The sequence below is a fragment of the Micromonospora sp. CPCC 205739 genome (genome assembly GCF_036906795.1).
Taxonomy (GTDB): domain Bacteria; phylum Actinomycetota; class Actinomycetes; order Mycobacteriales; family Micromonosporaceae; genus Micromonospora.
Genome location: NZ_JBAKHS010000008.1, coordinates 97,273 through 120,217, shown reverse-complemented (window position 1 = coordinate 120,217; position 22,945 = coordinate 97,273). Strand labels below are relative to the sequence as shown.

20 protein-coding genes are annotated in these 22,945 nt (G+C 73.9%); 12 read left to right on the top strand and 8 right to left on the bottom strand.

The features are described 5' to 3' along the window. The 4 genes from V6U88_RS14480 to V6U88_RS14465 are packed head-to-tail and all read left to right on the top strand — an operon-like array spanning position 1 to position 4,291. Positions 1-1,413, top strand: coding sequence for an NADP-dependent succinic semialdehyde dehydrogenase (locus V6U88_RS14480; RefSeq protein WP_334453244.1), 1,413 nt, complete (start codon positions 1-3; stop codon positions 1,411-1,413). A 41-nt stretch (positions 1,414-1,454) separates the two neighbouring features. Beyond that, positions 1,455-2,420, top strand: a complete 966-nt coding sequence (locus V6U88_RS14475; protein WP_334453243.1) for a TIGR03885 family FMN-dependent LLM class oxidoreductase — start codon at positions 1,455-1,457, stop codon at positions 2,418-2,420. 36 nt (positions 2,421-2,456) lie between these two features. Beyond that, positions 2,457-4,037, top strand: a complete 1,581-nt coding sequence (locus V6U88_RS14470; protein WP_334453242.1) for a Na+/H+ antiporter — start codon at positions 2,457-2,459, stop codon at positions 4,035-4,037. Then, positions 4,034-4,291: a UBP-type zinc finger domain-containing protein gene (locus V6U88_RS14465; RefSeq protein ID WP_334453241.1), complete on the top strand. Its 258-nt coding sequence runs from the start codon at positions 4,034-4,036 to the stop codon at positions 4,289-4,291. The genes V6U88_RS14470 and V6U88_RS14465 overlap by 4 nt, the downstream gene beginning before the upstream one ends. Positions 4,292-4,309: 18 nt before the next feature. Here V6U88_RS14465 and V6U88_RS14460 read toward each other — a convergent pair whose 3' ends face one another. Then, complete coding sequence (locus V6U88_RS14460; protein ID WP_334453240.1) at positions 4,310-5,605, bottom strand: MFS transporter; 1,296 nt, start codon at positions 5,603-5,605, stop codon at positions 4,310-4,312. Between the two features lie 139 nt (positions 5,606-5,744). On the opposite strand from V6U88_RS14460, the gene V6U88_RS14455 reads away from it, so the two are divergent. Then, positions 5,745-6,947 (top strand): snapalysin family zinc-dependent metalloprotease, encoded by a 1,203-nt coding sequence (locus tag V6U88_RS14455; RefSeq protein ID WP_442934628.1) that lies wholly within the window; start codon positions 5,745-5,747, stop codon positions 6,945-6,947. A 136-nt stretch (positions 6,948-7,083) separates the two neighbouring features. Further along, positions 7,084-7,593 (top strand): GNAT family N-acetyltransferase, encoded by a 510-nt coding sequence (locus V6U88_RS14450; RefSeq protein WP_334453238.1) that lies wholly within the window; start codon positions 7,084-7,086, stop codon positions 7,591-7,593. A gap of 135 nt (positions 7,594-7,728) precedes the next feature. Here the strand turns inward: V6U88_RS14450 and V6U88_RS14445 are convergent, their stop codons facing one another. Further along, positions 7,729-10,338 (bottom strand): glycoside hydrolase family 9 protein, encoded by a 2,610-nt coding sequence (locus tag V6U88_RS14445; protein WP_442934627.1) that lies wholly within the window; start codon positions 10,336-10,338, stop codon positions 7,729-7,731. Positions 10,339-10,559: 221 nt separating this feature from the next. Between V6U88_RS14445 and V6U88_RS14440 the strand changes: the two genes are divergently transcribed. Further along, a complete protein-coding gene (locus tag V6U88_RS14440; RefSeq protein ID WP_334453237.1) occupies positions 10,560-11,285 on the top strand; it encodes a PP2C family protein-serine/threonine phosphatase in 726 nt (241 codons plus the stop codon). 6 nt (positions 11,286-11,291) lie between these two features. Here V6U88_RS14440 and V6U88_RS14435 read toward each other — a convergent pair whose 3' ends face one another. Genes V6U88_RS14435 through V6U88_RS14425 form a run of 3 tightly spaced genes read right to left on the bottom strand, consistent with a single transcriptional unit; the run spans position 11,292 to position 15,036 of the window. After that, the gene (locus tag V6U88_RS14435; protein ID WP_334453236.1) at positions 11,292-13,928 is read right to left on the bottom strand and encodes an ATP-dependent RNA helicase; all 2,637 of its coding nucleotides are present in this window, start codon (positions 13,926-13,928) and stop codon (positions 11,292-11,294) included. A 24-nt stretch (positions 13,929-13,952) separates the two neighbouring features. Then, entirely contained in the window at positions 13,953-14,153 is a 201-nt protein-coding gene (locus V6U88_RS14430) for a DUF397 domain-containing protein (RefSeq protein WP_334453235.1), read from the bottom strand. Positions 14,154-14,193: 40 nt separating this feature from the next. Then, positions 14,194-15,036, bottom strand: coding sequence for a helix-turn-helix domain-containing protein (locus V6U88_RS14425; protein WP_334453233.1), 843 nt, complete (start codon positions 15,034-15,036; stop codon positions 14,194-14,196). Positions 15,037-15,179: 143 nt separating this feature from the next. On the opposite strand from V6U88_RS14425, the gene V6U88_RS14420 reads away from it, so the two are divergent. Genes V6U88_RS14420 through V6U88_RS14410 form a run of 3 tightly spaced genes read left to right on the top strand, consistent with a single transcriptional unit; the run spans position 15,180 to position 17,966 of the window. Beyond that, positions 15,180-15,806 carry a GOLPH3/VPS74 family protein gene (locus V6U88_RS14420; protein WP_334453231.1) on the top strand — a complete coding sequence of 209 codons (627 nt, stop codon included), beginning with the start codon at positions 15,180-15,182 and terminating at the stop codon, positions 15,804-15,806. Between the two features lie 49 nt (positions 15,807-15,855). After that, on the top strand, positions 15,856-17,376 hold the full coding sequence (locus tag V6U88_RS14415) for an APC family permease (RefSeq protein WP_334453229.1): 1,521 nt from the start codon (positions 15,856-15,858) through the stop codon (positions 17,374-17,376). After that, complete coding sequence (locus V6U88_RS14410; RefSeq protein WP_334453227.1) at positions 17,373-17,966, top strand: GNAT family N-acetyltransferase; 594 nt, start codon at positions 17,373-17,375, stop codon at positions 17,964-17,966. Before V6U88_RS14415 ends, V6U88_RS14410 begins: the two co-directional genes overlap by 4 nt. A gap of 182 nt (positions 17,967-18,148) precedes the next feature. Here V6U88_RS14410 and V6U88_RS14405 read toward each other — a convergent pair whose 3' ends face one another. Further along, positions 18,149-18,973, bottom strand: a complete 825-nt coding sequence (locus V6U88_RS14405; RefSeq protein WP_334453225.1) for a SigB/SigF/SigG family RNA polymerase sigma factor — start codon at positions 18,971-18,973, stop codon at positions 18,149-18,151. 379 nt (positions 18,974-19,352) lie between these two features. On the opposite strand from V6U88_RS14405, the gene V6U88_RS14400 reads away from it, so the two are divergent. Beyond that, positions 19,353-20,108 carry a hypothetical protein gene (locus tag V6U88_RS14400; RefSeq protein ID WP_334453223.1) on the top strand — a complete coding sequence of 252 codons (756 nt, stop codon included), beginning with the start codon at positions 19,353-19,355 and terminating at the stop codon, positions 20,106-20,108. Here V6U88_RS14400 and V6U88_RS14395 read toward each other — a convergent pair. Then, complete coding sequence (locus V6U88_RS14395; protein WP_334453500.1) at positions 20,057-21,646, bottom strand: phospholipase D family protein; 1,590 nt, start codon at positions 21,644-21,646, stop codon at positions 20,057-20,059. The two genes, V6U88_RS14400 and V6U88_RS14395, sit on opposite strands and share 52 nt — an antisense overlap. Positions 21,647-21,781: 135 nt before the next feature. On the opposite strand from V6U88_RS14395, the gene V6U88_RS14390 reads away from it, so the two are divergent. After that, on the top strand, positions 21,782-21,910 hold the full coding sequence (locus V6U88_RS14390) for a hypothetical protein (RefSeq protein WP_257028442.1): 129 nt from the start codon (positions 21,782-21,784) through the stop codon (positions 21,908-21,910). Positions 21,911-21,953: 43 nt separating this feature from the next. Here the strand turns inward: V6U88_RS14390 and V6U88_RS14385 are convergent, their stop codons facing one another. Next, positions 21,954-22,940, bottom strand: coding sequence for a pirin family protein (locus V6U88_RS14385; RefSeq protein WP_334453221.1), 987 nt, complete (start codon positions 22,938-22,940; stop codon positions 21,954-21,956). Positions 22,941-22,945: the final 5 nt, after the last annotated feature.

The following is a 22,945-nucleotide window of genomic DNA, read 5'->3' as shown; positions in this document are numbered from 1 at the left end:
ATGCCGATCGCCACCACCAATCCCGCCACCGGCCAGGTGCTCAAGTCGTACGACCCGATGTCGGACGAGCAGCTCGACGCCGCGATCGACCGGGCCGACGTGGCGTTCCGGGACCTGCACGGCACCACGATCGCCCAGCGGGCGGAGTGGATGAACGCGGCGGCCGACCTGCTCGACGCGGAACGGGACGCCACCGCCCGGATGATGACCACCGAGATGGGCAAGACGTACGCGGCGGCGAAGGCCGAGGTGACCAAGTGCGCCACCGCCTGCCGGTTCTACGCGGCCAACGCCGAGCGGATGCTCGCCGACGAGCCCGCCGACGCCGGCGCCGTCAAGGCGAAGCGCGCGTTCGTGCGGTACCAGCCGATCGGGCCGGTGCTGGCGGTGATGCCGTGGAACTTCCCGCTCTGGCAGGTGATGCGCTTCGCCGCGCCGGCGCTGATGGCCGGCAACACCGGCCTGCTCAAGCACGCCTCCAACGTGCCGCAGACCGCCCTCTACCTGGAGGACCTGTTCCGCCGCGCCGGGTTCCCCGAAGGCGCGTTCACCACCCTGCTGGTCGGCTCGGAGGCCGTGGACCGGATCCTCAGCGACCCGCGGGTACGCGCCGCCACGCTGACCGGCAGCGAGGGGGCGGGCCGCTCGATCGGCCAGATCGCCGGGCGGGAGCTGAAGAAGACGGTGCTGGAACTCGGCGGCAGCGACCCGTTCGTGGTGATGCCGTCGGCCGACCTGGACCGCGCGGCCGAGGTCGCCACCACCGCCCGCTGCCAGAACAACGGCCAGTCCTGCATCGCCGCCAAGCGGTTCATCGTGCACACCGACGTCTTCGACGCCTTCGCGGAGAAGTTCGCCGCCAACATGGCGGCACTGCGGGTCGGTGACCCGATGGACTCCGACACCGACGTGGGGCCGCTGGCCAGCGAGCGCGGCCGGGACGAGATCCACACCCAGGTGCAGGACGCGGTGGACCACGGTGCCACCGTGCTCTGCGGCGGCGAGAAGCCGGCCGGCGACGGCTGGTTCTACCCGCCGACCGTGGTCACCGACCTGAACCCGCAGATGCGGATGTGGGCGGAGGAGGTCTTCGGCCCGGTCGCCGGCCTCTACCGGGTGTCGTCGTACGAGGAGGCGATCGAGGTCGCCAACGGCACCTCCTTCGGCCTCGGCTCGAACGCCTGGACCACCGACCCGCAGGAGCAGGAGCGCTTCGCCACCGACCTGGACGCCGGCAGCGTCTTCCTCAACGGGATGACCACGTCCTACCCGGAGCTGCCGTTCGGCGGGGTGAAGAACTCCGGCTACGGCCGGGAACTGTCCGCGGTCGGCATGCGGGAGTTCTGCAACACCAAGACCGTCTGGGTGGGGGAGGGCGCGGCGTCCGCCGGCGCCGGCGCGCACGCCGAGTAGCACGCTTTTGGCCGGACACCGTCATGGGTAGGGAAGGATCCATGACGGTGTTCGGCTTCCACGCCTCTCACGAGCAGATCCACCCGAGCCGGCTGCTGGAGGCGGTGATCCACGCCGAGCGGGCCGGCTTCGACGCCGCCATGTCCTCGGACCACTTCTCGCCGTGGAGCACCCGGCAGGGCCAGTCCGGCTTCGCCTGGTCCTGGCTGGGTGCCGCCCTCCAGGCCACCGGCCTGCCGTTCGGCGTGGTCAACGCGCCCGGCCAGCGCTACCACCCGGCGATCATCGCGCAGGCCATCGGCACCCTCGGGGCGATGTACCCGGGCCGGTTCTGGGCCGCGCTCGGCACCGGCGAGGCGAGCAACGAGCACATCACCGGCGACGGCTGGCCGCGCAAGGACGTGCGCTCCGCCCGGCTTCGCGAGTGCGTCGACGTCATCCGGGCGCTGCTGGCCGGCGAGGAGGTCAGCCACGACGGCCTGGTCCGGGTCGACCGGGCCCGGCTCTGGACCCGTCCGGAGCAGCCGCCGGCCCTGATCGGCGCGGCGGTCAGCGTCGCCACCGCCCGCTGGTGCGCCGAGTGGGCGGACGGCCTGATCACCGTGAACGCCCCCACCGCGCACCTGCGGGAGATGATCGACGCGTACCGGGACGCCGGCGGGCGCGGTCCGCTGCACCTCCAGGTGCACGTCAGCTGGGCGCCGGAGCAGGCCGAGGCCGAGGCGATCGCGTACGAGCAGTGGCGCAGCAACATCTTCGCCCCGCCGGTCTGCTGGGACCTGGACACCGCCGAGCACTTCGACGTGGTCTCCGAGCAGGTGCCGATGGAGAAGGTCGCCGAGGTCGTCAACATCTCGGCCGACACCGGCCGGCACGTCGGCTGGCTGGAGGAGTACGTCGAACTCGGCTTCGACCAGATCGCGCTGCACCACGTCGGGCAGGAGCAGCGGGCGTTCATCGACACGTTCGGCGCGCAGGTGCTGCCGAAGGTGCGAATCAACGCCTGACCCCGGCGGGCCGCGGGCCGCCTAGGCTCGTACCTCATGGAGGCTCTGTTCGAGGTCGTGGTCTTCCTCGCGATCGCGACGTTCGGCGCGGCGCTGGCCCGGCGGTTGGGGCTGCTCGCGCCGATCCTGCTGGTCGTGGTCGGCCTCGCCCTGTCCTATCTGCCCGGCTTCCCGCAGGTACGCCTCGACCCGGACCTGGTCCTGGTCGGCATCCTGCCGCCGCTGCTCTACGTCGCGGCCCTGGAGACGTCGGTGCCGGCGTTCCGGCTCAACCTGCGGCCGATCCTGCTGCTGGCGGTGGGACTGGTGCTGTTCACCGCGTTCGTGGTGGGCACCGTCGTGTACCTGCTCATGCCCGGCCTGCCGTACGCCATCTGCCTGGCGCTCGGCGCGGTGGTGGCGCCGCCCGATGCGGTCGCCGCCACCGCGGTGGCCCGGCGGGTCGGGCTGCCCCGCCGGATCGTGACCATCCTGGAGGGGGAGAGCCTGATCAACGACGCCACCGCGCTGGTGCTGCTCCGTGTCTCGATCATCGCCGCCACCGTGAGCGGCGGCCGGGTGGAGTTCGGAGAGGTGGCCTGGGAGGTGCTGCGGTCCACCGGCGGCGGCGTCCTGGTCGGCCTGCTCGGCGTGGTCGTCTTCGGCTATCTGCACAAGCGGACCGGTGACGCGCTGCTGGACAACGCGCTGTCGCTGATCGTGCCGTTCGCGGTGGTCTTCGCCGCCGAGGAGATCCACGCCTCCGGGGTGGTCGCGGTCGTGGTGACCGGGCTCGGGATCGGCCACAAGATGCCGCTGCTGATGTCGGCGGCCTCCCGGCTGCAGGTCGGCGCGTTCTGGCGGATGGCCCGGTTCCTGCTGGAGGGGCTGGTCTTCCTGCTGGTCGGCCTCCAACTACGGGACGTGGTCCGAGACCTCGACGAACCGGTCGGCCGGCTGGCCGGCGTCACCCTCGCGGTGCTGCTCGCCGTCATCCTGTCCCGGTTCGTCTGGCTCTTCCCCGCCACCTACCTGGCCCGGCTGGTGCCCCGGGTGCGGCGCCGGGACCCGGCCCCACCGGTGCGGGTGCCGATCATCATCGGCTGGGCCGGGATGCGCGGGGTGGTGACCCTCGCCGCCGCGCTGGCCCTGCCGCTGACCCTGGCCGGTGGCCGGCCCTACCAGCGGGAGCTGTTCATCTGGCTGGCCTTCGCGGTGATCGTGGTGACCCTGGTGGTGCAGGGCGCCACCCTGCCGCTGGTGGCCCGCCGGCTGAAGCTGCCGCCGGACGACCCGGTGCAGGACGCGCTCTCCGCCGCGGCGGTGCAGCAGCAGGCCAGCAAGGCGGCCCGGGACCGGCTGAACGAGCTGGCGCCCGGCGCGCCGCCGTCGGTGGTGGAGCGGCTGCGCGAATTGCTGGAGGCGCGGACCAACCTGGCCTGGGAGCGGCTGGGCGGCGAGGGCCGGGAAACCCCGTCCCAGGCGTACGGCCGGCTGCGGCAGGAGATGATCGACGCCGAGCGGGAGGTGTACCGGGCCGCGCGTGACTCCGGCCGGATACCGGAGGAGGTGCTGGTGCGGGCGTACCGTGACCTGGACCTGGAGGAGTCTTTGCTGACCCGGGAGGCCCACGAGTGAGCTGCCAGCATATGACCGAGGCGGGCGACGCCGAGCCGCAGGCCGAGGACGTCTGCCCGGACTGCGTCGCGATCGGCAACGACTACTGGGTGCACCTGCGCGCCTGCCTGAGCTGCGGGCACGTCGGCTGCTGCGACTCCTCGCCGTACCAGCACGCGACGAAGCACTTCGAGTCCAGCGGGCACCCGGTGATGCGCTCGATCCAGCCGGGGGAGACCTGGCGCTGGTGCTTCGTCGACGAGGAGGTCGGCTGACCGCTCCGGTTCTCCGGATCAGCGGCGGGCGCGTGCTCTCCGTCGAGCCGCAGCGCCGAGCGCCCGTGCGGGCACGCCGTTCGCGTCCCGCCCCGCACCGACGGCGAGAGCCCGCCGGGTCAGCGTCGGGACGAGCAGCCCGACGAGGGCGAAGAGCAGGGCCAGCGCGCCCCACCCGGCGACCCCGCCGTCGAGGACCGCCCAGGTCAGCAGCGCCGGTCCGACGGCCCGGGCGAGACCGGCGAGCACCCCGTCCACCCCCTGGTACGCCCCGATCGCCTCGCGCGCGGCCAGGCCGTAGGCGAGCCCCGCGCCGGCGGTGCCGTGCCACAGGTCGCCGACGGTGTAGACGGCGGTGGCGAGCAGCAGCAGACCGGTCGCCGGCCCGGCCGGCATGCCGGCGGTGGCCGCGTACATCAGCATCGCCACCGCCAGCACCAGGCCGGCCCGGCGCATCGCGGCGGCGGCCGGGACGGCGGTGTCCGCGCCCCGGGCGAGCCGCACCGCCAGCAGCACGGTGAGCGACGTGTTGACCAGCAGCACCGCCGACACCACGGCCGGCGGCGCCCCGGTCCGGTTCACCGCCCACAGCGGCACGATCAGGGTGAGCACCGTGGCGTGCAGCGCCAGCACCGCCGACGCGGCGCTGACGGCCAGGAACGGCCGGTCCCGCAGCGCCCGCGCCGTCCGCACCGGCCGCGCCGGGCCCGCCGGGCCCGCTGGGGGCGAATGGCGGGGCAGTCGCATCAGCAGCGCCGCCGACACCAGATAGGTGGTCGCGTTGCCGACCACCAGCACCTGGTACGCCAGGTGCGTGTCGGCCGCGAGCGCGAACGCGGCCAGCCCGGCGCCGAACGCGATGCCGAGGTTCGCCACCGCGCGCAGGGTGGCGAAGGCGTGCACCCGCCCCTCGGGTCCGCCGACGGCGGCGACCAGGGCGGCGCGTACCGCCAGGTTGCCGGAGGTGAGCAGCGCGTCCAGCATCGCCACCACCAGGAACGCGGGGAACGACCCGACCAGCAGGTACGCCCCGGCGACCGCGGCCTGGAGCAGTTGCAGCAGCGCCCGCAGCGTACGCGGGTCACGGCGGTCGGCCAGGCCGCCGAGCGGGACGGCGGCGGTCAGCCCCAGCAGCCCGGCGAGGGTGAGCCCCAGCCCGACCGCCGCGGGGTGCAGCCCGACGTCCCGGGTGAGGTAGAGCGGCGCGCCGGCGAGCCAGAGCCCCGAGCCGACCGTGTTAGCGAGGGTGGCCAGGGCCAGCGTCCGCAGCCGGCCGGGTGGGGGCAGCGGCGACCAGCGCGTGCGGACGCTCATCCCGTTGACGCTAGGAGCCGAGGCGTCGCCGTCGGTGTTCCGGCGCGGGCGACGCCGGTCACAGCTATGGCCACCATATGACGATTTCGGTATCACACCGACAATCATCGATACATCTAGCATCAATGAACATCTATTGATGGGAGGTCGGATGTTCCGACGACAAAGCTTCTCGCGTACGGCGGGCGCCCTGCTCGCGATGGTGCTGGCGACGCTCGGCCTGGTGGCGGTCGAGGCGACCGCGGCCTCCGCCGCCGTCCGGACCGTCTACTACGACGCCAGCCGGGCGGGCGAGTTCCGCACCAACTTCGACCAGGCCGCGACGATCTGGAACAGCTCGGTGAGCACCGTCCGGCTCGCGCCCCGCACGCCCGGCAACATCACCATCTACGTCGACGACGGCTGGCCCCGGGCGCAGCCGACCGGGCTCGGCTCCGGCCGGGTGTGGATGGGGCGGCAGGCCGTGAACCAGGGCTACGACCGGACCCGGATCGCCAGCCACGAGATCGGACACATCCTCGGCCTGCCCGACCGCCGCACCGGGCTCTGCTCCGACCTGATGTCCGGCAGCAGCGCGCCGGTCTCCTGCAGGAACGCGTACCCGAGCGCCGCCGAGGCCTCCCGGGTGAACTCGCTGTTCGGCGGCACGCTCGCCGCCCCCGCCACCGGCGTCAGCTACACCTGGACCGGCGCCGACGACGCCGGCCCGTTCGTGGTCGGTGGCCGTCCGGCCAGCGAGAACTACCCGTGGATGGTCTACGTCTCCGGCTGCACCGGCACGCTGATCAAGGCGAACTGGGCGGTCACCGCCCGGCACTGCTCGACGCCGACGTCGGTGCGGGTGGGCAGCGTCAACCGCACCACCGGCGGGACCGTGGTCCGGGTGACCCGGGCGGTCAGCCACCCCTCCGTCGACGTCAAGCTGCTGCAACTGGCCAGTTCGGTCAGCTACGCCCCGGCTCCGATCCCGGCCACCTCCGGTGCCGTCGGCACGGCCACCCGGATCATCGGCTGGGGCCAGACCTGCCCGCAGCGGGGCTGCGGCTCCGCGCCGGCGGTCGCCAACGAACTCGACACCTCCATCGTCTCGGACAGCCGGTGCATCGGCATCAACGCGACGTACGAGATCTGCACGAACAACACCAACGGCAACTCCGGCGCCTGCTACGGCGACTCCGGCGGCCCGCAGGTGCGGCAGGTCAACGGGGTGTGGAACCTGATCGGCGCGACCAGCCGGTCCGGCAACAACAACTCCACCTGCGCCACCGGCCCGTCGATCTACGTCGACCTGCCGTCGATCCGCTCCTGGATCAACACGCAGGTGGGTGGCCTGCCCGCCTGAGCACGACCCGTCCCTCCCGGGGCGTCCGTTCCCACCGCAGCGGGCGCGGACGCCCCACCGGGCCGCCCCCACGGCGCCCGGCCCGGCAGCAGAAAATGACTGGCAGCAGCACCGTCGCCCTGGTGGGGTCGGGACCGTGGAGCGGATCAGAACGGCCCGGGCGGACGAACTCGCCGACCTGCAACGCATCGAGGTGGCCTCCGGGGCGCCGTTCCGGGAGATCGGCATGGTCGACATCGCCGACGCGCAGCCGCTCGGCTTGGACGTGCTCGGCGAGTGCCAGCGGGACGGCCGGGTCTGGGTGGCGGTCGGGGCCGACGACCGGCCGATCGCCTTCGCCGTGGCGCACCTGGTCGACGACTGTGCGCACGTCCAGCAGCTCAGCGTCCACCCCGCGCACGCCCGCCGGGGCGTCGGCCGGCGGCTGCTCGACCACGTGGCCGGGTGGGCAGCACAGCGGGGCCTGCCGGCGCTGACCCTGACCACCTTCCGCAGCGTGCCGTGGAACGCGCCGTACTACGCCCGGTGCGGATTCGTGTCCCTGGCACCGGCGCAGGTCGGCCCCGCACTGGCGGCGGTGCTGGCGGCCGAGGCCGACCTGGGGCTCGACATGACCGACCGGGTGGCGATGCGGCGTCCGGTCTGACCGGCCCGGCCACGGTGACGCCGGAACACGTCGCCGACTTCCGAGCCGGGCACGCTCTCAGGGAAAGAGTGGCCTTCCGGCGCCGGGAGGCCACTCTTTCCCTGTAGGTGGGCGGATCTTGACCGCGGGGTGGGGTCAGGACGAGGTGCAGGCGGCGCCGTTGAGGGTGATCAGGTTCGGGGCCGGGTTGGCGAGGGTGCCGGCCTTGGCGATCAGGCCGAAGGTCACGCTGCCGCCCGGCGGGATCTTCGCGTTGTACGGCAGGTTCCGCGCCGTCACGGTGGCCCCGGACTGGCTGACCTGGGCCGTCCACGCCCGCTCGACCTTCTGGTCACCGGTGAAGGCGTACTGGACGGTCCAGCCGTTCACCGCGCCCGTGCCGGTGTTGCGGACGGTGACCTGCGTGTTGAAGCCGTCCGACCAGGCGCCGTGCACCTGGTACGTGGCGGCGCAGCTGGGCGCGGGCACCGCACCGGCGTCGCCCTGGTCGGCGAGGAACGAGGCGAGCCAGGCCAGCGCCGAGTTCCAGTTGATCGCCACCTCGTTGGTCGCGTACGAGTTGATGTCGTCGACGTAGCAGAACATCGGCTTGCAGCCGGCGAGCAGCTGCGCGGCGTACGGGTCCTGCAGGGCGGCGTTCGGCCCCCCGGCCAGCGAACCGGCCGGCGGGTTCGGCAGGTCGGGGTTCAGCTGGTGGGCGAAGATGCGGCTGTGCTGGTTGCGGGCGTGCTGCTCGCCCCAGCCGGTCACGTACGACATGTTGAGCGCGTTGCGGCCCAGCAGGTAGTCCATCGCCTGCACGGCCCCGTCCCGGTACGTGGCGTCCCGGCTCAGGTCGAAGGCGGTGGCCAGCACGATCGCGTTGTTGACGACGTTGCTGTTGCTGCCCCACACGTAGCTGCCGGCGTCACCGGGCAGCGGCAGGCCGTACGCCTGGGCGCGCAGCGCGGCCAGGTACCGGTCGGCGGCGTCGGTGACCGAGGCGCGGATGCGGGCCTGCTCGGCGGCCGGCAGGCCGTTCGGCACGGTGGCCAGGTCGAGGCGGCCGAGTGCGGCCACGCTCTGCCAGCCGAAGGCCCCGCCGGCGGCGAAGACGTCGCCGGTGTGGTGCGGCGAGGCGGTCAGGTCGTCCAGGTAGCTCTTCTTTCCGGTGGTCAGGTACAGCTCGACCGCCGCCCAGTAGAACTCGTCGGTGACGTTGTTGTCCTCGTACGCCCCGCCGCCGGTGCCGTCGGCCGCGCTGGCGTAGATCGCCGGGTGCGCCTCGGCCGCCGCGTACGCGGTCGTCGCGGCGGTGCCGCAACGCGCGGCGAAGGCGGCGTCGTACGGGGCGAACAGGCGGGCGCACTGGGCGGCCACGGCGGCCAGGTTGAGGGTGGCCGCGGTGGACGGCGGGTGCAGCTCGCGCGGTTGCGGGTCCTCGTGCGGGGCCAGCGGCAGGCCGGTCCAGTTCCGGTCGTGGATCTTGTGGTGGGCCATCCCGGCCAGCGGCCGGCCGGCCGGCACCTGCATGCGGAGCAGGAACTCGATCTCCCAGCGGGCCTCGTCGAGCACGTCGGGGACCCCGTTGCCGCGCTCCGGCACCCGCAGGGTCGCGTCGCCCAGCGCCGCGCCGCCGTCGGCGGTCTCCGCGGTCTTGGTCCGCTCGAAGGTGTTCAGCAGCTGGTAGGTGGCGATGCCGCCGTTGACCACGTACTTGCCGTGGTCGCCGGCGTCGTACCAGCCGCCGCGCACGTCGAGCGAGTAGTCGCAGACGCCGGGCTGGCAGGGCACCTCGGTGTCGCCCCGGTTGGGCGCGACGCCGACGTGCCCGGCCGGGCGGGCGTACTCGGCGCCGATCAGGTCGCCGTCGATGGCGGTGCCGCTGCGCTGGGCGTAGAAGAACTGGAGCGAGTCGGCGCGCAGTCGGTCGTAGACGGCGCCGGAGATGTCGAACGGGTGGCTGGTCTCGCCGTCGGCGACCAGCGTGTAGCCGATGCCGGGCGTGCGGTACGCCGAGAAGTCGATGGTCTGCGTGTGCTGCCCGGAGGCGGCGTCGATCCCGCGCGGGGTGCTCTCGCCGCCGGCCACCACCGCCCCGGCGGCGGACCGGAGCTCCCAGCGCAGCGGGTCGGTCGCCTCGGTCACCACGGTGGCGTTCTTCGGCCCGCCGGGCAGGTAGCCGACCTGGTTGACCCGAACCCGGGGCCCGGTGTCCGGCTGGTACGGCGGGGCCGCCTCGCCGCCGCGCAGCGAGACGTTGTCCAGGCAGATCCGCTGCTCGGCGGCGGACCCACCGACCTGGAAGATCAACTGGGCGTTGGGGTTGTCGTCCGGCACCGTGAAGGTCTGCTCGACCCGGGTGCTCTCGGGGCCGGCGGTCGCCGCCACGGCCGCGTACGTGGTGTAGGGGGCGCTGCCGAGCTGGAGCACGGCCTTGACGGCGAGGCCGGGGGTGGCGGAGATGTCGAAGCCCAGCCGGTACTCCGCGCCGGCGTTGAGCCGGACCCCGTCGTGACCGATGCCGGCGTCCCACGGGTTGGCCGACCCGCCGGCCACCGTGGTGCAGAGCCGGCCGTCGGCCGCGTCCAGCGCGCCGGTGCCGTAGGAGAACCAGGGGGCGACACCGGCGCTGAAGTCGCCGTTGCGCAACTGTTCGGGTGCGTCCGGTGGGACCTCGGCGTGGGCCACGCCGGCGCCGGCGCCGGTGAGGGCCAGGGCGGTCGCCGCCAGCAGCGCGAGGTGGCGGCGTCGGATTGGGATCACGGGGATTCCTTCCGGGCGGGGGATGAAGAGAGAGCGATCTCTGGGAGCGCTCCCAATATCAGCCCGATGTTTCCAGCGCATTCCTCCGGTGTCAATCGATCCGGCTGGATGACCTTCCGGTACGCCGCCGAACGTGAAGGACAGTGAGATTCGCCGCGCCACGGCCCGTCGTCCTGATCTCCTAGAGACAACAGCGGCCTCCGCCTGGCAGGCTGCCTCCCATGACCCTGAAGCTTCGTTCCGTCGGGGCGAGCGACCGTGGGCTGATCCGCAGCGGAAACCAGGACGCCCTGCACGCCGGTGCCTGGCTCGTCGCCGTCGCCGACGGCATGGGCGGGATGGCGGCCGGCGACCTGGCCAGCCGGATCGCCATCGACGCCATCGCCCCCCTGGACGTCCAGACCCCCGAGGACGCTCTGGTCGCGGCGCTGCAGAGCGGCATCGAGCTGGCCACCGCGCGGATCCGCCAGGCGGTCACCGAGGATCCGGAACGGCAGGGCATGGGCACCACGCTGACCGCCCTGCTCTTCGCCCGGACCGGCAGCTGCCTGGCCCTGGCCCACGTCGGCGACTCCCGGGCCTACCTGTTCCGCGAGGGCACCCTCAAGCAGATCACCCGGGACGACACCTTCGTGCAGATGCTCGTCGACCAGGGCGTGATCGGGCCCGAGGAGGCCGCCAGCCACCCCCGGCGGGCGGTGGTCACCCAGGCTCTGCAGGGCGAGGAGGTCTCCCCGACGTACGCGACCATGGTCCCCTGGGCCGGGGACCGCTGGCTGCTGTGCAGCGACGGCCTCTCCAACGTGGTCCGTCCCGACACCCTCGCCGAGGTGCTGGCCGAGACCGCCGACCGGGAGCTGTGCGCCCGCCGCCTGATCGACCTGGCGCTGCGGGCCGGCGGCCCGGACAACGTCACCGTGCTGATCGCCGACATCGTCGAGGAGTAGCTGCCCTCAGCGCCGCCGAGGGGTGGTGCGCCGGGTGGGCGTGGCGCTGCCCGGATCCTCCGGCCACGGGTGGCGCGGGTACCGCCCGCGCAGCTCGGCGCGGACCTGCGGGTACCCGGTACGCCAGAACGACGCCAGGTCGGCGGTGACCGCCACCGGCCGACCGGCCGGGGAGAGCAGGTGCAGCAGCACCGGCACCCGCCCCTCGGCGATCCGGGGGGCCGCCGGCCAGCCGAAGGTCTCCTGGAGCTTCACCGCCAGCACCGGCGCCGCCGGGTCGGCGTAGTCGACCCGGACCTTCGAGCCGCTGGGCACCTCGATCCGCTCCGGGGCCAGCTCGTCCAGCCGGGCCGCCTGCCGCCAGGGCAGCAGCCGGCGCAGCGCGGCGGCCACGTCGATCCGGGCCAGGTCGGCCCGGCGCCGCGCGGCGGCCAGCTCCGGGCCGAGCCAGTCGTCGACGGCGGCGAGCAGCGCGGCGTCGGTGACCTCGGGCCACTCGTCGCCGAGCGCCCGCCGGCAGAACGCCAGCCGCTCCCGCAGCGCCCGGGCCTGCGGCGTCCAGCTCAACACCGCCAGCCCCTCCTGGCGCAGCCCGTCGCGCAGCGCCGCCGCCACCAGCCCCGGCTCCGGCCGGGCCAGCGGGCGGGTCGACAGCTCGATCGCGCCGAGCCGGAACACCTCCCGGGCCACCACGTCGCCGTCGGTCCAGCCCACCTCCCGTGCCTGGCGCAGCAGCGGGCCGCCGGCCTCCCGGGCGGTCGCCTCGTCCAGCCCGGCCGCCAGCCGCACCCGGGCGGTCGGCGCGCCGGGGGACCGGTCGGCGACCGCGACGGCCAGCCAGTCGAGGCCCGCCAGCCCCGACCCGGGCGTCAGCTCCGCCGCGGTCCCGCCGGCCATCAGGTACGACGTCCCACCGGCCCGGCGCACCCGCGCCAGCCGTTCCGGGTACGCCAGCCCCACCAGCAGCCCGGCCGCCAGGTCGTCCGGCAGGTGGTCCCGGCCCCCCGACCCGGGGCCGTCGCCGCCCCGCCGTCCGGTACGGGCCGAGCCGGACCGGGTCTCGGCCGGGGTCTCGCCGGCCATGCCGGTCCGGGTGCCGGACGGCGTCGCGCCGGCCGGGTCGCCGCCGGTGCCGCCGCCGGTGGGCAGGGTGGCGCGCAGTCGGCGTACCTCGGTCCGCCAGCGCGCGGTGGCACCCGGGTCGGCCCCGGCGCGCAGCCGCCGCCAGCCGGCGACCAGGTCGTCCTCGCGGCCGGTCAGGCCCTCCTCGGCCAGCAGCGCGACCAGTTCCGCCGCCCGGTCCGCGCCGACCCGCGGCGCGCCGTCGAGCAGCGCCCGGCCCAGCCGGGGATGGGCGCCGGCGGCGGCGATCGCCCGGCCCCGCGGGGTGATCCGGCCGTCGGCGTCGACGGCGCCGAGGCTGGCCAGGGTCTCCCGGGCCACCGTCAGCGCCGCCGCCGGCGGCGGGTCGGGCAGGGCCAGGCCGGTGCCGTCCGGGCTGCCCCAGGCCGCCAGCTCCAGGGCGAATCCGGTCAGGTCGGCGGTGGCGATCTCCGGTTCGGGCTGCGCGGCCAGCCGTTCGTGGGTGGCCGCCGACCAGCAGCGGTAGACGTGGCCGGGCGCCTCCCGACCGGCCCGCCCGGCGCGTTGCGTGGCGGCGGCCCGGGAGACCGGGACGGTGACCAGGGCGCCCAGCCCGCGGGAGAGGTCGGTGCGGGCCACCCGGCTCAGCCCCGCGTCCACCACCACCCGGACGCCGGGCACGGTCAGGCTGCTCTCGGCCACCGAGGTGGCCAGCACCACCCGGCGGCGGTCGGCGGGGCGCAGCGCGGCGTCCTGCGCGGGGCCGGGCAGCCGCCCGTGCAGCGGCAGGACGGCCACCCGGTCGGTCAGGTCCGCCAACCGCCGGGCGACCCCGCCGATTTCGCCCGCCCCGGGCAGGAAGACCAGCAGGTCCCCGTCGCGCTCGTGCAGCGCCCGCCGGACGGTGGCCGCCACGTGGTCGAGCAGGGCCGGGTCCACCCGACCGGCGCCGGGCGGTGTCACCGGCCGGGGCGGGGGCGCCCAGATCCGGGTGACCGGGTGCAGCGCCGCCTCGGCCCGGACCACCGGGACCGGCCGGTCGGCGCCGAGCAGCGCGGCGAACCGGTCCGCCTCCGGCGTCGCCGACATCGCCAGCAGCCACAGGTCGGGGCGGAGGGCGGCCCGGGAGTCCACCGCGAAGGCCAGCGCCAGGTCCGCGTCGAGCTGTCGCTCGTGGACCTCGTCGAGCAGCACCGCTCCGACCCCGGGCAGCTCGGGGTCGTGGTGCAGGCGGCGGACCAGCAGGCCGGTGGTGACCACCTCGATCCGGGTGGTCGGGCCGACCCGGCGCTCGCCGCGCACCGCGTACCCGACCCGTCCACCGACCCGCTCGCCGAGCAGGTCGGCCATCCGGCGGGCCGCCGCGCGGGCGGCCACCCGGCGTGGCTGGGCGACCACCACCCGGCCGTCGACCTCGTCGGCGACCGCGAGGGGCGCGAGCGTGGTCTTGCCGGTGCCGGGCGGCGCCACCAGCACCGCGCCGCCGGCCTCGGCCAGCGCCGCGACCAGCGCCGGCAGCACCGGGCTGACCGGCAGTCTCAGGGATACGTCGGAGAGCACGGTGCCCACTGTGGCACCCGGCGGTCAGCCGGGGCGCACCGCGTCGACGCCGGTGACGAAGGCGGTCCAGGTGGCGGGGGAGAAGACCAGCACCGGCCCGCTGCGGTCCTTGCTGTCGCGGACGGCGACCCGACCGTCGACCGGGGCGACCTCCACGCAGTTGCCGTTGCCGCTGCTGCGCGTGCTGGTGCGCCAGTCCGCCCGGATCAGGTCGAGCGCGGTCATCCCCGTACCTCTCGTCTTCTGCTGGCGTGCCCCGAATCGGTCACGCAAAGTAACGAGAAGCCTCCTCCAGGCGGGCCACGGAGTCCGCCGGATCCAGTGCCATCCGGCACAGCTCCTCGTGCACCAGGCTATACCCGCGCACGTGACCGGCTTCCTCCAGAGCCAGCCCCATCGTGAGATTGTCCAGGTAGACCACGGAGGCGTCGGCGGCGTCGGCGAAGTTCAGGATGACGTACGGCGTGCTCATCGCCGGATGCCCGCCGGCATCGAATGGAAGTACGTAAATAGTCACGTTGGGTGATTGTGCGACGGTGGCCATGTGGGTCAGCTGCTCGGCCATCACGGCCGGACCGCCGACCGGGCGCCGCAGCACCGCCTCGTTGAGCACCACCGAGAGCTGCACCGGGGACTCCCGGTGCAGCACCTCCTGCCGGCGCAGCCGGGCGGCGACCTTGCGCTCCAGCCCGTCCTCGCCCGCGGTACGCCGGTAGATCTCCCGGGCGTACGCCTCGGTCTGCAGCAGGCCGGGCACCGACTCCGCCTCGTACGTGCGCAGCGTCGCCGCCTCGGCCTCCAGTCCGACGTAGAACTCGAACCACTCCGGCAGGACGTCGCTGTAGTTCTGCCACCAGCCGCGCTGCTGCGCCCCACGGGCGATCTCGATCAGCGCCTCCGCGTCGGCGCCGGTGACCGCGTACAGGGCCAGGGCGGCCCGTACGTCGCGCGGCTTGATGCCGATCTGGGCGTTCTCGATCCGGGACAGGTTGCTCTTGGACATGTCGAGCTGGCGGGCGGCGACGTCGAGCGTCATGCCGGCACGCTCCCGCAGCTGGCGAAGCTCGCGGGCGATGCGGCGGCGGCGGACGGTGGGGCTGGCGGTCACCCTCTGAGTCTGGCACGGCAAGATCCGCAGGTCGCATCAGCACGGAGTGCAACTATCGAATCTGGGAGTTGCATTGATCGCAGGGTGCGGGCATCCTGTCACCCGGCGTCGATCACTTGTGGACAACCCGCGTTGGAGGCTCGTTGCTCATCGCTGACGAGTTCTTCCTCATCGCCCACAACGACAGCCGGGGCAAGGCGAGGCTGCACCCGTCCGCGACCGGGCTGGGGCTCGCCGGCGCCCTCCTCGGCGAGCTGGTCCTGTTCGGACAGATCACCGTCTCCGGCGGGCTGGTCACGGTGGTGGACCGGCGTCCACCGGCGGACGCCCTCGCGCACACCGTGCTGGACCAGTTGATCGGGGAGTCGCAGCACCAGTCGGTGCGTACCTGGCTGAGCTTCCTGGCCCAGTCGGCGACGACGTCGGTGGGGGAGCGGCTGGCCCGCGCGGGGGTGCTGCGCCGGCAGGAGAGCCGCCGGTTGCTGCGCACCAGCGTCAGCTACGTCCCGATCGACCTCAACGTGGTGGCCTGGCCGGCCACCCGGCTGCGCGCTCTGCTCGACCGGCCGGATCCCCCTGGAGTGCCGGACGCCGCCCTGCTCGGCCTGGTCAGCGCGGCCGGGCTGACCCGGGAGGTGCTCTGGAGCGCCGGCCCCCGGGCCCACCACCGGCTCGCCGTGCTCATTCCCGCCCTGCCCGCCCCGCTGCGGGAACTCGTCGCGCACACCGAGGCCGCCGTCGGCGCGGCCGTGCTGCGCGGCGGCCCCTGATCTGCGCCACCGCCACCCCCTCATCCCCCCTCGAACCGGAGCAGCCCCCATGCCTCCCACGACGCTGGAACGCCCCAGCAACGTCTCCGACGCCCTGGCCCGTGGCCGGTTGGGCGTCCCCTCGGTCATCTTCTTCGTCCTCTCCGCCGCCGCGCCGTTCACGGTGATCGCCGGGGTGGTCACCACCGGGTACGCGGTCACCGGCGTGACCGGCATCCCGCTGGCCTTCCTGGCGGTCGCCGCGGTGCTCGTGCTCTTCTCCGTCGGCTACGTGGCGATGGCCCGCCGGGTGGCCAACGCCGGCGCCTTCTACGCCTACATCTCGCGCGGGCTGGGCCGGCCGGCCGGCGTCGGCGCGGCCTGGGTCGCGCTGATCGCGTACAACGCCCTCCAGGTCGGGCTCTACGGCACCATCGGCATCGCCGCGGAGCCGGTGCTCGACCGGCTCTTCGGCGGTCACCCGCACTGGTGGGTGGTGGCCCTGGTCGCCTGGGCCCTGGTCGGCGTGCTGGGCCTGCTCCGGGTCGACATCAACGGCCTGGTGCTGGCCGTGCTGCTGATCACCGAGATCGCGGTGATCGTCGTCTACGACCTCGCCCAGCTCACCCACCCGGCGGGCGGTGCGGTCAGCGTCGCCGCGCTGTCGCCGGAGAACCTCGTCGTCCCCGGCGCCGGGGCGGTGCTGGTGCTGGCCATCACCGGCTTCGTCGGCTTCGAGTCCTCGGTGGTGTTCAGCGAGGAGAGCAAGGACCCGCGTCGTACGGTGCCGATGGCCACCTACCTCTCGATCGCGATCATCGCGGCGCTCTACGCGCTGTCGTCCTGGACGATGACCGTGGCCACCGGGCCGGACCGGATCGCCGAGCGGGCCGGCGAGGACAGCGTCCTGCTGATCTTCAACCTGGCCGGCGAGCACCTCGGCGACACCGCGGTGCTGATCGGCCAGGCGCTCTTCGTGACCTCGGTGCTGGCCGCGATGATCTCGTTCCACAACACCACCGCCCGGTACGCCTTCGCACTCGGCCGGGAGCGGGTGCTGCCCGCCGCGTTCGGGCAGACCTCGCCGCGCACCGGGTCGCCCCGGGTGGCGTCGCTCGCGCAGACCGTCCTCGGTCTGGTGGTGATCGTGCTGTACGCGGTCAACGGCTGGGACCCGGTGCTGCAGCTCTTCTACTGGGCCGGCACCGGCGGCGGCTTCGGCGTGCTGCTGCTGATCGCGGCGACCTCGGTGGCGGTGATCTCGTTCTTCGCCCGGCAGCGCGTACCGGAGACCCTCTGGCGGCGGGCGATCGCCCCGGGCCTGGCGGCGGTCGCGCTGGCCGTGATCATCGTGGTGGCGCTGGACAACTTCGCCAACCTGCTCGGCGTCGCACCGGACTCCCCGCTGCGCTGGGCGATCCCCGCGGTCTACCCGGTCGCCGCGCTGCTCGGCCTGCTCTGGGGCCTGGTGCTGCGGCGCAGCCGCCCCGACGTGTACGCGCGGATCGGCCTGGGCGCGGAGAGCGCCGCCGCGGCCGTGCTGCCGGAGCCGGGCCAGCCGGCACCGGTCGAGGCGGGGGCGCGGCGGTGAGCGGGCTGACCGTCGAGCGGCTCGGGCCGGCGGAGACCCGGGCGGTCGCCGAGCGGATCGCCGGCGCGTTCGCGGCGTTGCCGGCGACCCGGTGGCTGGTGCCGGACGCGGCCAAGCGGGAGGCGGTGCTGGCGGACAACTTCGAGATCCTGGTCGAGCACGCCATGCGGCACGGCCTGGTCCATGCCACCGCCGACCGGTCGGGCGTGGCGGTCTGGTTCCCGCAGTCCGGCGACCCGGTGCCGCCACCGGCGGACTACGACGAGCGGTTGGCCGCCGCCTGCGGCGAGTGGACCGAGCGCTTCCAGCACCTGGACACGCTCTTCGAGGCGCACCACCCGCACGACGACCACCACCACCTGGCGTTCCTGGCGGTGGCGCCGCAGCGGCAGGGGCAGGGCGTCGGCACCGCCCTGCTGCGGCACCACCTCGCGACGCTGGACGCCGCCTGCGTGCCGGCGTACCTGGAGGCGAGCAGCGAGCGCAGCCGTGACCTGTACGCCCGGCACGGCTACCGGGGGTCCGAGCCGTTCCGGCTGCCCGACGGCACCCCGTTCTTCCCGATGTGGCGGGAACCGGCCGGCCGCTGAGGCCGACGCCTCGCGGTGTGCGGCGGGTGGGGGTGTCCACGTCTCGGACACGCCGACACGCCGCACACCGCGAGGCGGCTCATCGGGTGCGGGCACGAAACGGCCCGGCCGGCGAACCGCCGACCGGGCCAGAAGGACGCGACGGTGGCCGGTTCCGCCGACCCGGCCGCCGTCCGTGTCCCCTAGTACGTTCCGTCGAGCTGACCCCGCAGCTTGGTCAGCGCCCGGGCCAGCAGCCGCGAGACGTGCATCTGCGAGACGCCGATCTGCTCGGCGATCTGCGACTGGGTCAGGTTGCCGTAGAAGCGCAGGGTCAGGATCTTCTGCTCGCGCTCGTCCAGCGTGGCGAGCGCCGGGCCGAGGGCGACCCGCAGCTCGGCCAGCTCGAACTCGCCGTCCTCGCCGCCGAGCATGTCGCCCAGCTCGGTCGCCCGGTCACCGTCGCCGGTCGGGGTGGACAGCGAGACCGCGTTGTACGCGCGGGCGCCCTCCAGGCCCTCCAGGACCTCTTCCTCGGTGAGCTTGAGGTGGGCGGCGATGTCGGCGACCGTCGGCGAGCGGCCGAGGGTCTGCAGCAGGGAGCTGTTGGCGTCGGAGATGGCCAGCCGCAGCTCCTGCAGGCGGCGGGGCACCCGGATGTCCCAGGTGCGGTCGCGGAAGTGCCGCTTGAGCTCGCCGATGATGGTCGGGATCGCGTAGCCGGCGAAGTCGACGCCGCGGGAGGGGTCGAACTTGTCGATCGCCTTGATGAGGCCGACGGCGGCGGTCTGCGCCAGGTCGTCGGTGGGCTCGCCACGGCCGCTGTAGCGGTGGGCCAGGTGGTTGGCGAGCGGCAGCCACGCCTCGATCGCCCGATCGCGCATCGCGGCCCGGGACGGGTGGTTGGCGGGCAGCGCGGCCATCGCGTTGAGCAGGTCGGCGGCGCTGTCGGTGAGCGCGCGCGGGTCCAGCTTCTCGGTGGTCGTCGCGGTGGTGGCCGGCTGCTCAGTGGTCGCTGGCGCGGTCATGGGTGGTCCTCCCTGCACCTCGTCCGCGGGTAAAAAGACGTGACGCTGTGGTTTAGCTTCAGATGGTCCGTTCGGGACTCACCTTAGCCTGATCGGCTTGACGAAATCTAGCCGAAAGGACGATGTCCTTAAGTAATTTTGCGTCATCAAGTTCTCATGACGGACATAATCCCGTCGGTTTGTGATCACCGTTACCGGGTCGCTCGTCCGATGGGGCGTCCGACGCACACCCGTAGCGTCCCCGTCCGGTCGGTCGTCCCGCCCGGGCCGACCGGTCAAGCGCCGACCCGACACGGTGGAGGAGTGTCGGCTTTCCGTCGTTGTCCCATTGACGGGACCGCACGTAGCGTCGCTCTACACCCATCGGTACGGAGGCGTCGTGCTGGACCCCGCGGATCCGCAACTCGTCGTCGACAGTCGCACGCTGCACTTCAGCTGGCTGCCGGCGGATCCGGACGCCGTCGCCGCGCTCGTGCCGCGCGGACTGCGGCCGCGACCGGACCGGCAGGTCTTCATGAACCAGTACGTGGTGGACGACGACGCCCAGACCTCCGGCTTCGGCGCCTACTCTCTGACGTACCTCGGGGTGGCGCTGGACGGGGTGAACGCCCCCGACGGGGTGACGGCGGGCGGCTGGTGGACCCACTACGTCACCTCCAGCCCACTGGTGCGGGAGTACGCGGCCGCCCGCGGCGCCCCCGCCGTGCTCGGCCGGACCACCATCGACGTGCGGGGCGAGGCGCTGGTGGCCGAGACCGTGGCCGACGGGGCGCCGCTGATCCGGGCCCGCGCGCGGGTCGGCGAGACCGGGCACCTGGTCCGGTCCGGGCACCACCGCTACTTCACCCGCTGCAACGGGCAGCTGCTCAGCGCCGTCTACCCGTTCATCGCCGAGACGGTCGACCCGTTCGAGATCGAGTCGGTGGAGTTCCTGGAGCCGGGGCACCCGGTCTACGCGCTGCGCCCGGAGAACCCGCTACTGATCACCTGGGGCTTCTACGCCCCGCGCACCTCGTTCGCGTACCCGGGTGGGCTCACCCCGTACGCCGGGCAGCCGGCCCGGGCGGAGCACGTGGCGACGCCTCACCAGGTGCCGGCGCGCCGGTCCCGCAGCGGCCTGCCGTCCGGGTCGTAGACCAGCCGGTACGCCGGCAGCGCCCAGAGCCGGGTCAGCCAGGGCAGCCGCTCCGGCCGGTGCGGGCGTAGCCGGCCGGGCGGCCGAGGGCCCCGGCGACCGGCGTCGTACCACCGCTGGAGCGCGTCGGCCGCCGAGGTGATCGCCTTGATCGCCGCCGCCGGGTCGAGCAGGTCGTCGTCCTCGCCGCCGTCCGGGTCGCGGTCGAGGTGCTCGCGCCACAGCCGCAGGCGCAGCTCCCGGGCGAAGACCCGGGCCCCGTCGCCCGCGCCGGCCGGATCGACGGGCGCCCGCTCGTCGCGGGTGTCGTCGAGCACCGCGCAGGAGAGCTCGCTGTCGTGCGTCCAGGAGCGGCGGTTGAAGTTGTCGCTGCCGACGCTGGCCCAGACGTCGTCGACCACGCACACCTTCGCGTGCACGTAGACCGGCTCGCCTTCGTGGTTCTCCAGGTCGAACACGTGCACCCGGTCCGGGGCGGCCTTCTCGCAGAGGGAGAGCGCCTGCTCGCGGCCGACCATGTTCGGCGGCAGGGCCAGCCGGCCGTCCACGTCCGGGTGGCGGGGGACCACCGCCACCAGGTGCAGGTCGGGATTGTTCCCCAGCGCGTCGGCGAACAGCTCGGCCACCTCGGCGGACCACAGGTACTGGTCCTCCAGGTAGATCAGCCGGCGGGCCCGCCGTACCGCCTTGGTGTAGCCGCGGGCCACCGTGCGCTCGCCGTCCGGGGCGAAGGAGTAGCGGGGCCGGACCGCCGGGTAGGTGCGCAGCACCTGGATCCGGTGCGGGCCGCAGGGCGGCGGGTCGGCCGGTTGCTCCGGCAGCGCGTCGGGGCTGAGGTCGGCGCCGCGCAGCCGGTCGCGCAGGTAGGCCAGCGGGTTCTCCGAGTCCAGCGGCATCGGGTCGGTCCAGCGCTCCCGGAACGTGGTGTCCAGCGCGCCGACCACCGGGCCGCGGACGGCGAGCTGCACGTCGTGCCAGGGCGGATGCGGGCCGTACTTCGGAGACATCTGCACCGCCTGCGGGTCGCCCCGGTGCGCCGCGTCGTCGCGCCGGCTGTGGCACAGGTCGATGCCGCCGGCGAAGGCGATGTCCCGCTCCGGCGCGCCGGGGTGCCGCAGTACGACCAGCTTCTGGTGGTGCGAGCCGCCCCGCCGGACCCGCTGGTCGAGTAGCACCTCGCCGCCGGCGGCGCAGACCGCCTCGCTGAGGCTGCGGTTCTCCGTCTCGCTGTAGGAGAGGGCGTCGAGGTGGGAGCGCCAGATCAGGCCCTTGACCAGGACGCCGCGCTGGGCGGCCTGCGCGAAGAGCTGGGCCACGGTCGGTCCGTCCGGGCGCATCCGCTGGTCCGGATCGCCGCGCCAGTCGGTGAAGAAGAGGTGGTCGCCGGCGCGCAGCGCCTCCACCTCGGTTACCAGCCGGTCGAAGTACGCCGCACCGTGAATCAACGGCTCGGCGAGGTTTCCGGTCGTCCAGACGGGTAACTCCGAGACCGGGTTGGCGCGTTCGTCAGCGGTCAGGAACCAATCCTGGGTCGCCACGTTCCAGCCCCCCGAGGTCGTCGACAACGTCCTCACGGTAGGTGCCGTGCCACCGGTCCGCACGCCGGGTCTGCATCCGGGTGCCCTGGTGGGGGCCCTGTCACACCGAGACCCGAACACCGAGGAGGCCACCGCATGCCCGCCGAGACGACGAACCCCGTGACCGAGTACCGCCCCCAGGCGGTCGAGAGCGAACGGGGTGCGCTGTTGGCGGTGTTGCTCATGGTGATTCTCGGAGTCGCCGGGATCTTCGCCGTCTCCTGAGGTTTGGCGTGGGGCGCCCCGGCGAACCGGGGCGCCCTCGTCGTCAGGGACGCTCGCCCTGACCGCCGGTGTGCGGCAGCCGCTCGGCGGGCACGACGCCGAGCCGGCCGGCCTGGAAGTCCTCGAAGGCCTGGATCAGCTCCGCGCGGGTGTTCATCACGAACGGCCCGTAGTGCGCCACCGGCTCCCGGATCGGCCGGCCACCCATGATGTAGAGGTCCAGCGCCGGGGTGTTGGCGTCCTGCCGGGCGTCGGCGGTGACCCGCAGCGCGTCGCCCGGCCCGTGCACGGCCAGCTGGCCGGTGTGCACCGGCCGCCGGTCGGTGCCGACCGTGCCCCGGCCGCCCAGGACGTAGACCAGCGCGTTGAACTCCGGCTGCCAGGGCAGGCTCAGCTCGGCGCCGGGCTGGAGCGTGACGTGCGCGATGGTGATCGGGGTGTGGGTCGAGCCCGGCCCCTGGTGTCCGGCCACCTCGCCGGCGATCACGCGGATCAGCGCCCCGCCGTCCGGCGTGGTGAGCAGCGCGGCCTCCCGACCCCGGATGTCCTGGTAGCGCGGCGGCTTCATCTTGGCCACCTTGGGCAGGTTGACCCAGAGCTGGAGGCCGTGGAACAGGCCACCGCTCATCACCAGGTGCTCCGGCGGGGCCTCGATGTGCAGCAGGCCTCGGCCGGCGGTCATCCACTGGGTGTCGCCGTTGGTGATGGTGCCGCCACCACCCTGCGAGTCCTGGTGGTCCATGATCCCGTCGATCATGTAGGTCACGGTCTCGAAGCCGCGGTGCGGATGCCACGAGGTGCCCTTCGGCTCGCCCGGGGCGTAGTCCACCTCACCCATCTGGTCCAGGTGGATGAAGGGGTCCAGCTCGGTCATCGGCACCCCGGCGAAGGCCCGGCGCACCGGGAAGCCCTCACCCTCGTAGCCGCGCGGCGCGGTGATCAGGCGGCGCACCGGACGGTAGCTGGTGCTCTCGTCGAGACGGGGCAGGCGGGGCAGGACGAGGACGTCGTCGACGGTGATGGCGGGCATCGCGA

What these genes read in the sequence shown, in the direction of transcription:
- V6U88_RS14480 (WP_334453244.1), top strand. Translation starts at nt 1, where the DNA reads ATGCCGATCGCCACCACCAATCCCGCCACCGGCCAGGTGCTCAAGTCG.
- V6U88_RS14475 (WP_334453243.1), top strand. Translation starts at nt 1,455, where the DNA reads ATGACGGTGTTCGGCTTCCACGCCTCTCACGAGCAGATCCACCCGAGC.
- V6U88_RS14470 (WP_334453242.1), top strand. Translation starts at nt 2,457, where the DNA reads ATGGAGGCTCTGTTCGAGGTCGTGGTCTTCCTCGCGATCGCGACGTTC.
- V6U88_RS14460 (WP_334453240.1), bottom strand. Translation starts at nt 5,605, where the DNA reads ATGAGCGTCCGCACGCGCTGGTCGCCGCTGCCCCCACCCGGCCGGCTG.
- V6U88_RS14455 (WP_442934628.1), top strand. Translation starts at nt 5,745, where the DNA reads ATGGGAGGTCGGATGTTCCGACGACAAAGCTTCTCGCGTACGGCGGGC.
- V6U88_RS14440 (WP_334453237.1), top strand. Translation starts at nt 10,560, where the DNA reads ATGACCCTGAAGCTTCGTTCCGTCGGGGCGAGCGACCGTGGGCTGATC.
- V6U88_RS14430 (WP_334453235.1), bottom strand. Translation starts at nt 14,153, where the DNA reads ATGACCGCGCTCGACCTGATCCGGGCGGACTGGCGCACCAGCACGCGC.
- V6U88_RS14415 (WP_334453229.1), top strand. Translation starts at nt 15,856, where the DNA reads ATGCCTCCCACGACGCTGGAACGCCCCAGCAACGTCTCCGACGCCCTG.
- V6U88_RS14405 (WP_334453225.1), bottom strand. Translation starts at nt 18,973, where the DNA reads ATGACCGCGCCAGCGACCACTGAGCAGCCGGCCACCACCGCGACGACC.
- V6U88_RS14390 (WP_257028442.1), top strand. Translation starts at nt 21,782, where the DNA reads ATGCCCGCCGAGACGACGAACCCCGTGACCGAGTACCGCCCCCAGGCG.
- V6U88_RS14385 (WP_334453221.1), bottom strand. Translation starts at nt 22,940, where the DNA reads ATGCCCGCCATCACCGTCGACGACGTCCTCGTCCTGCCCCGCCTGCCC.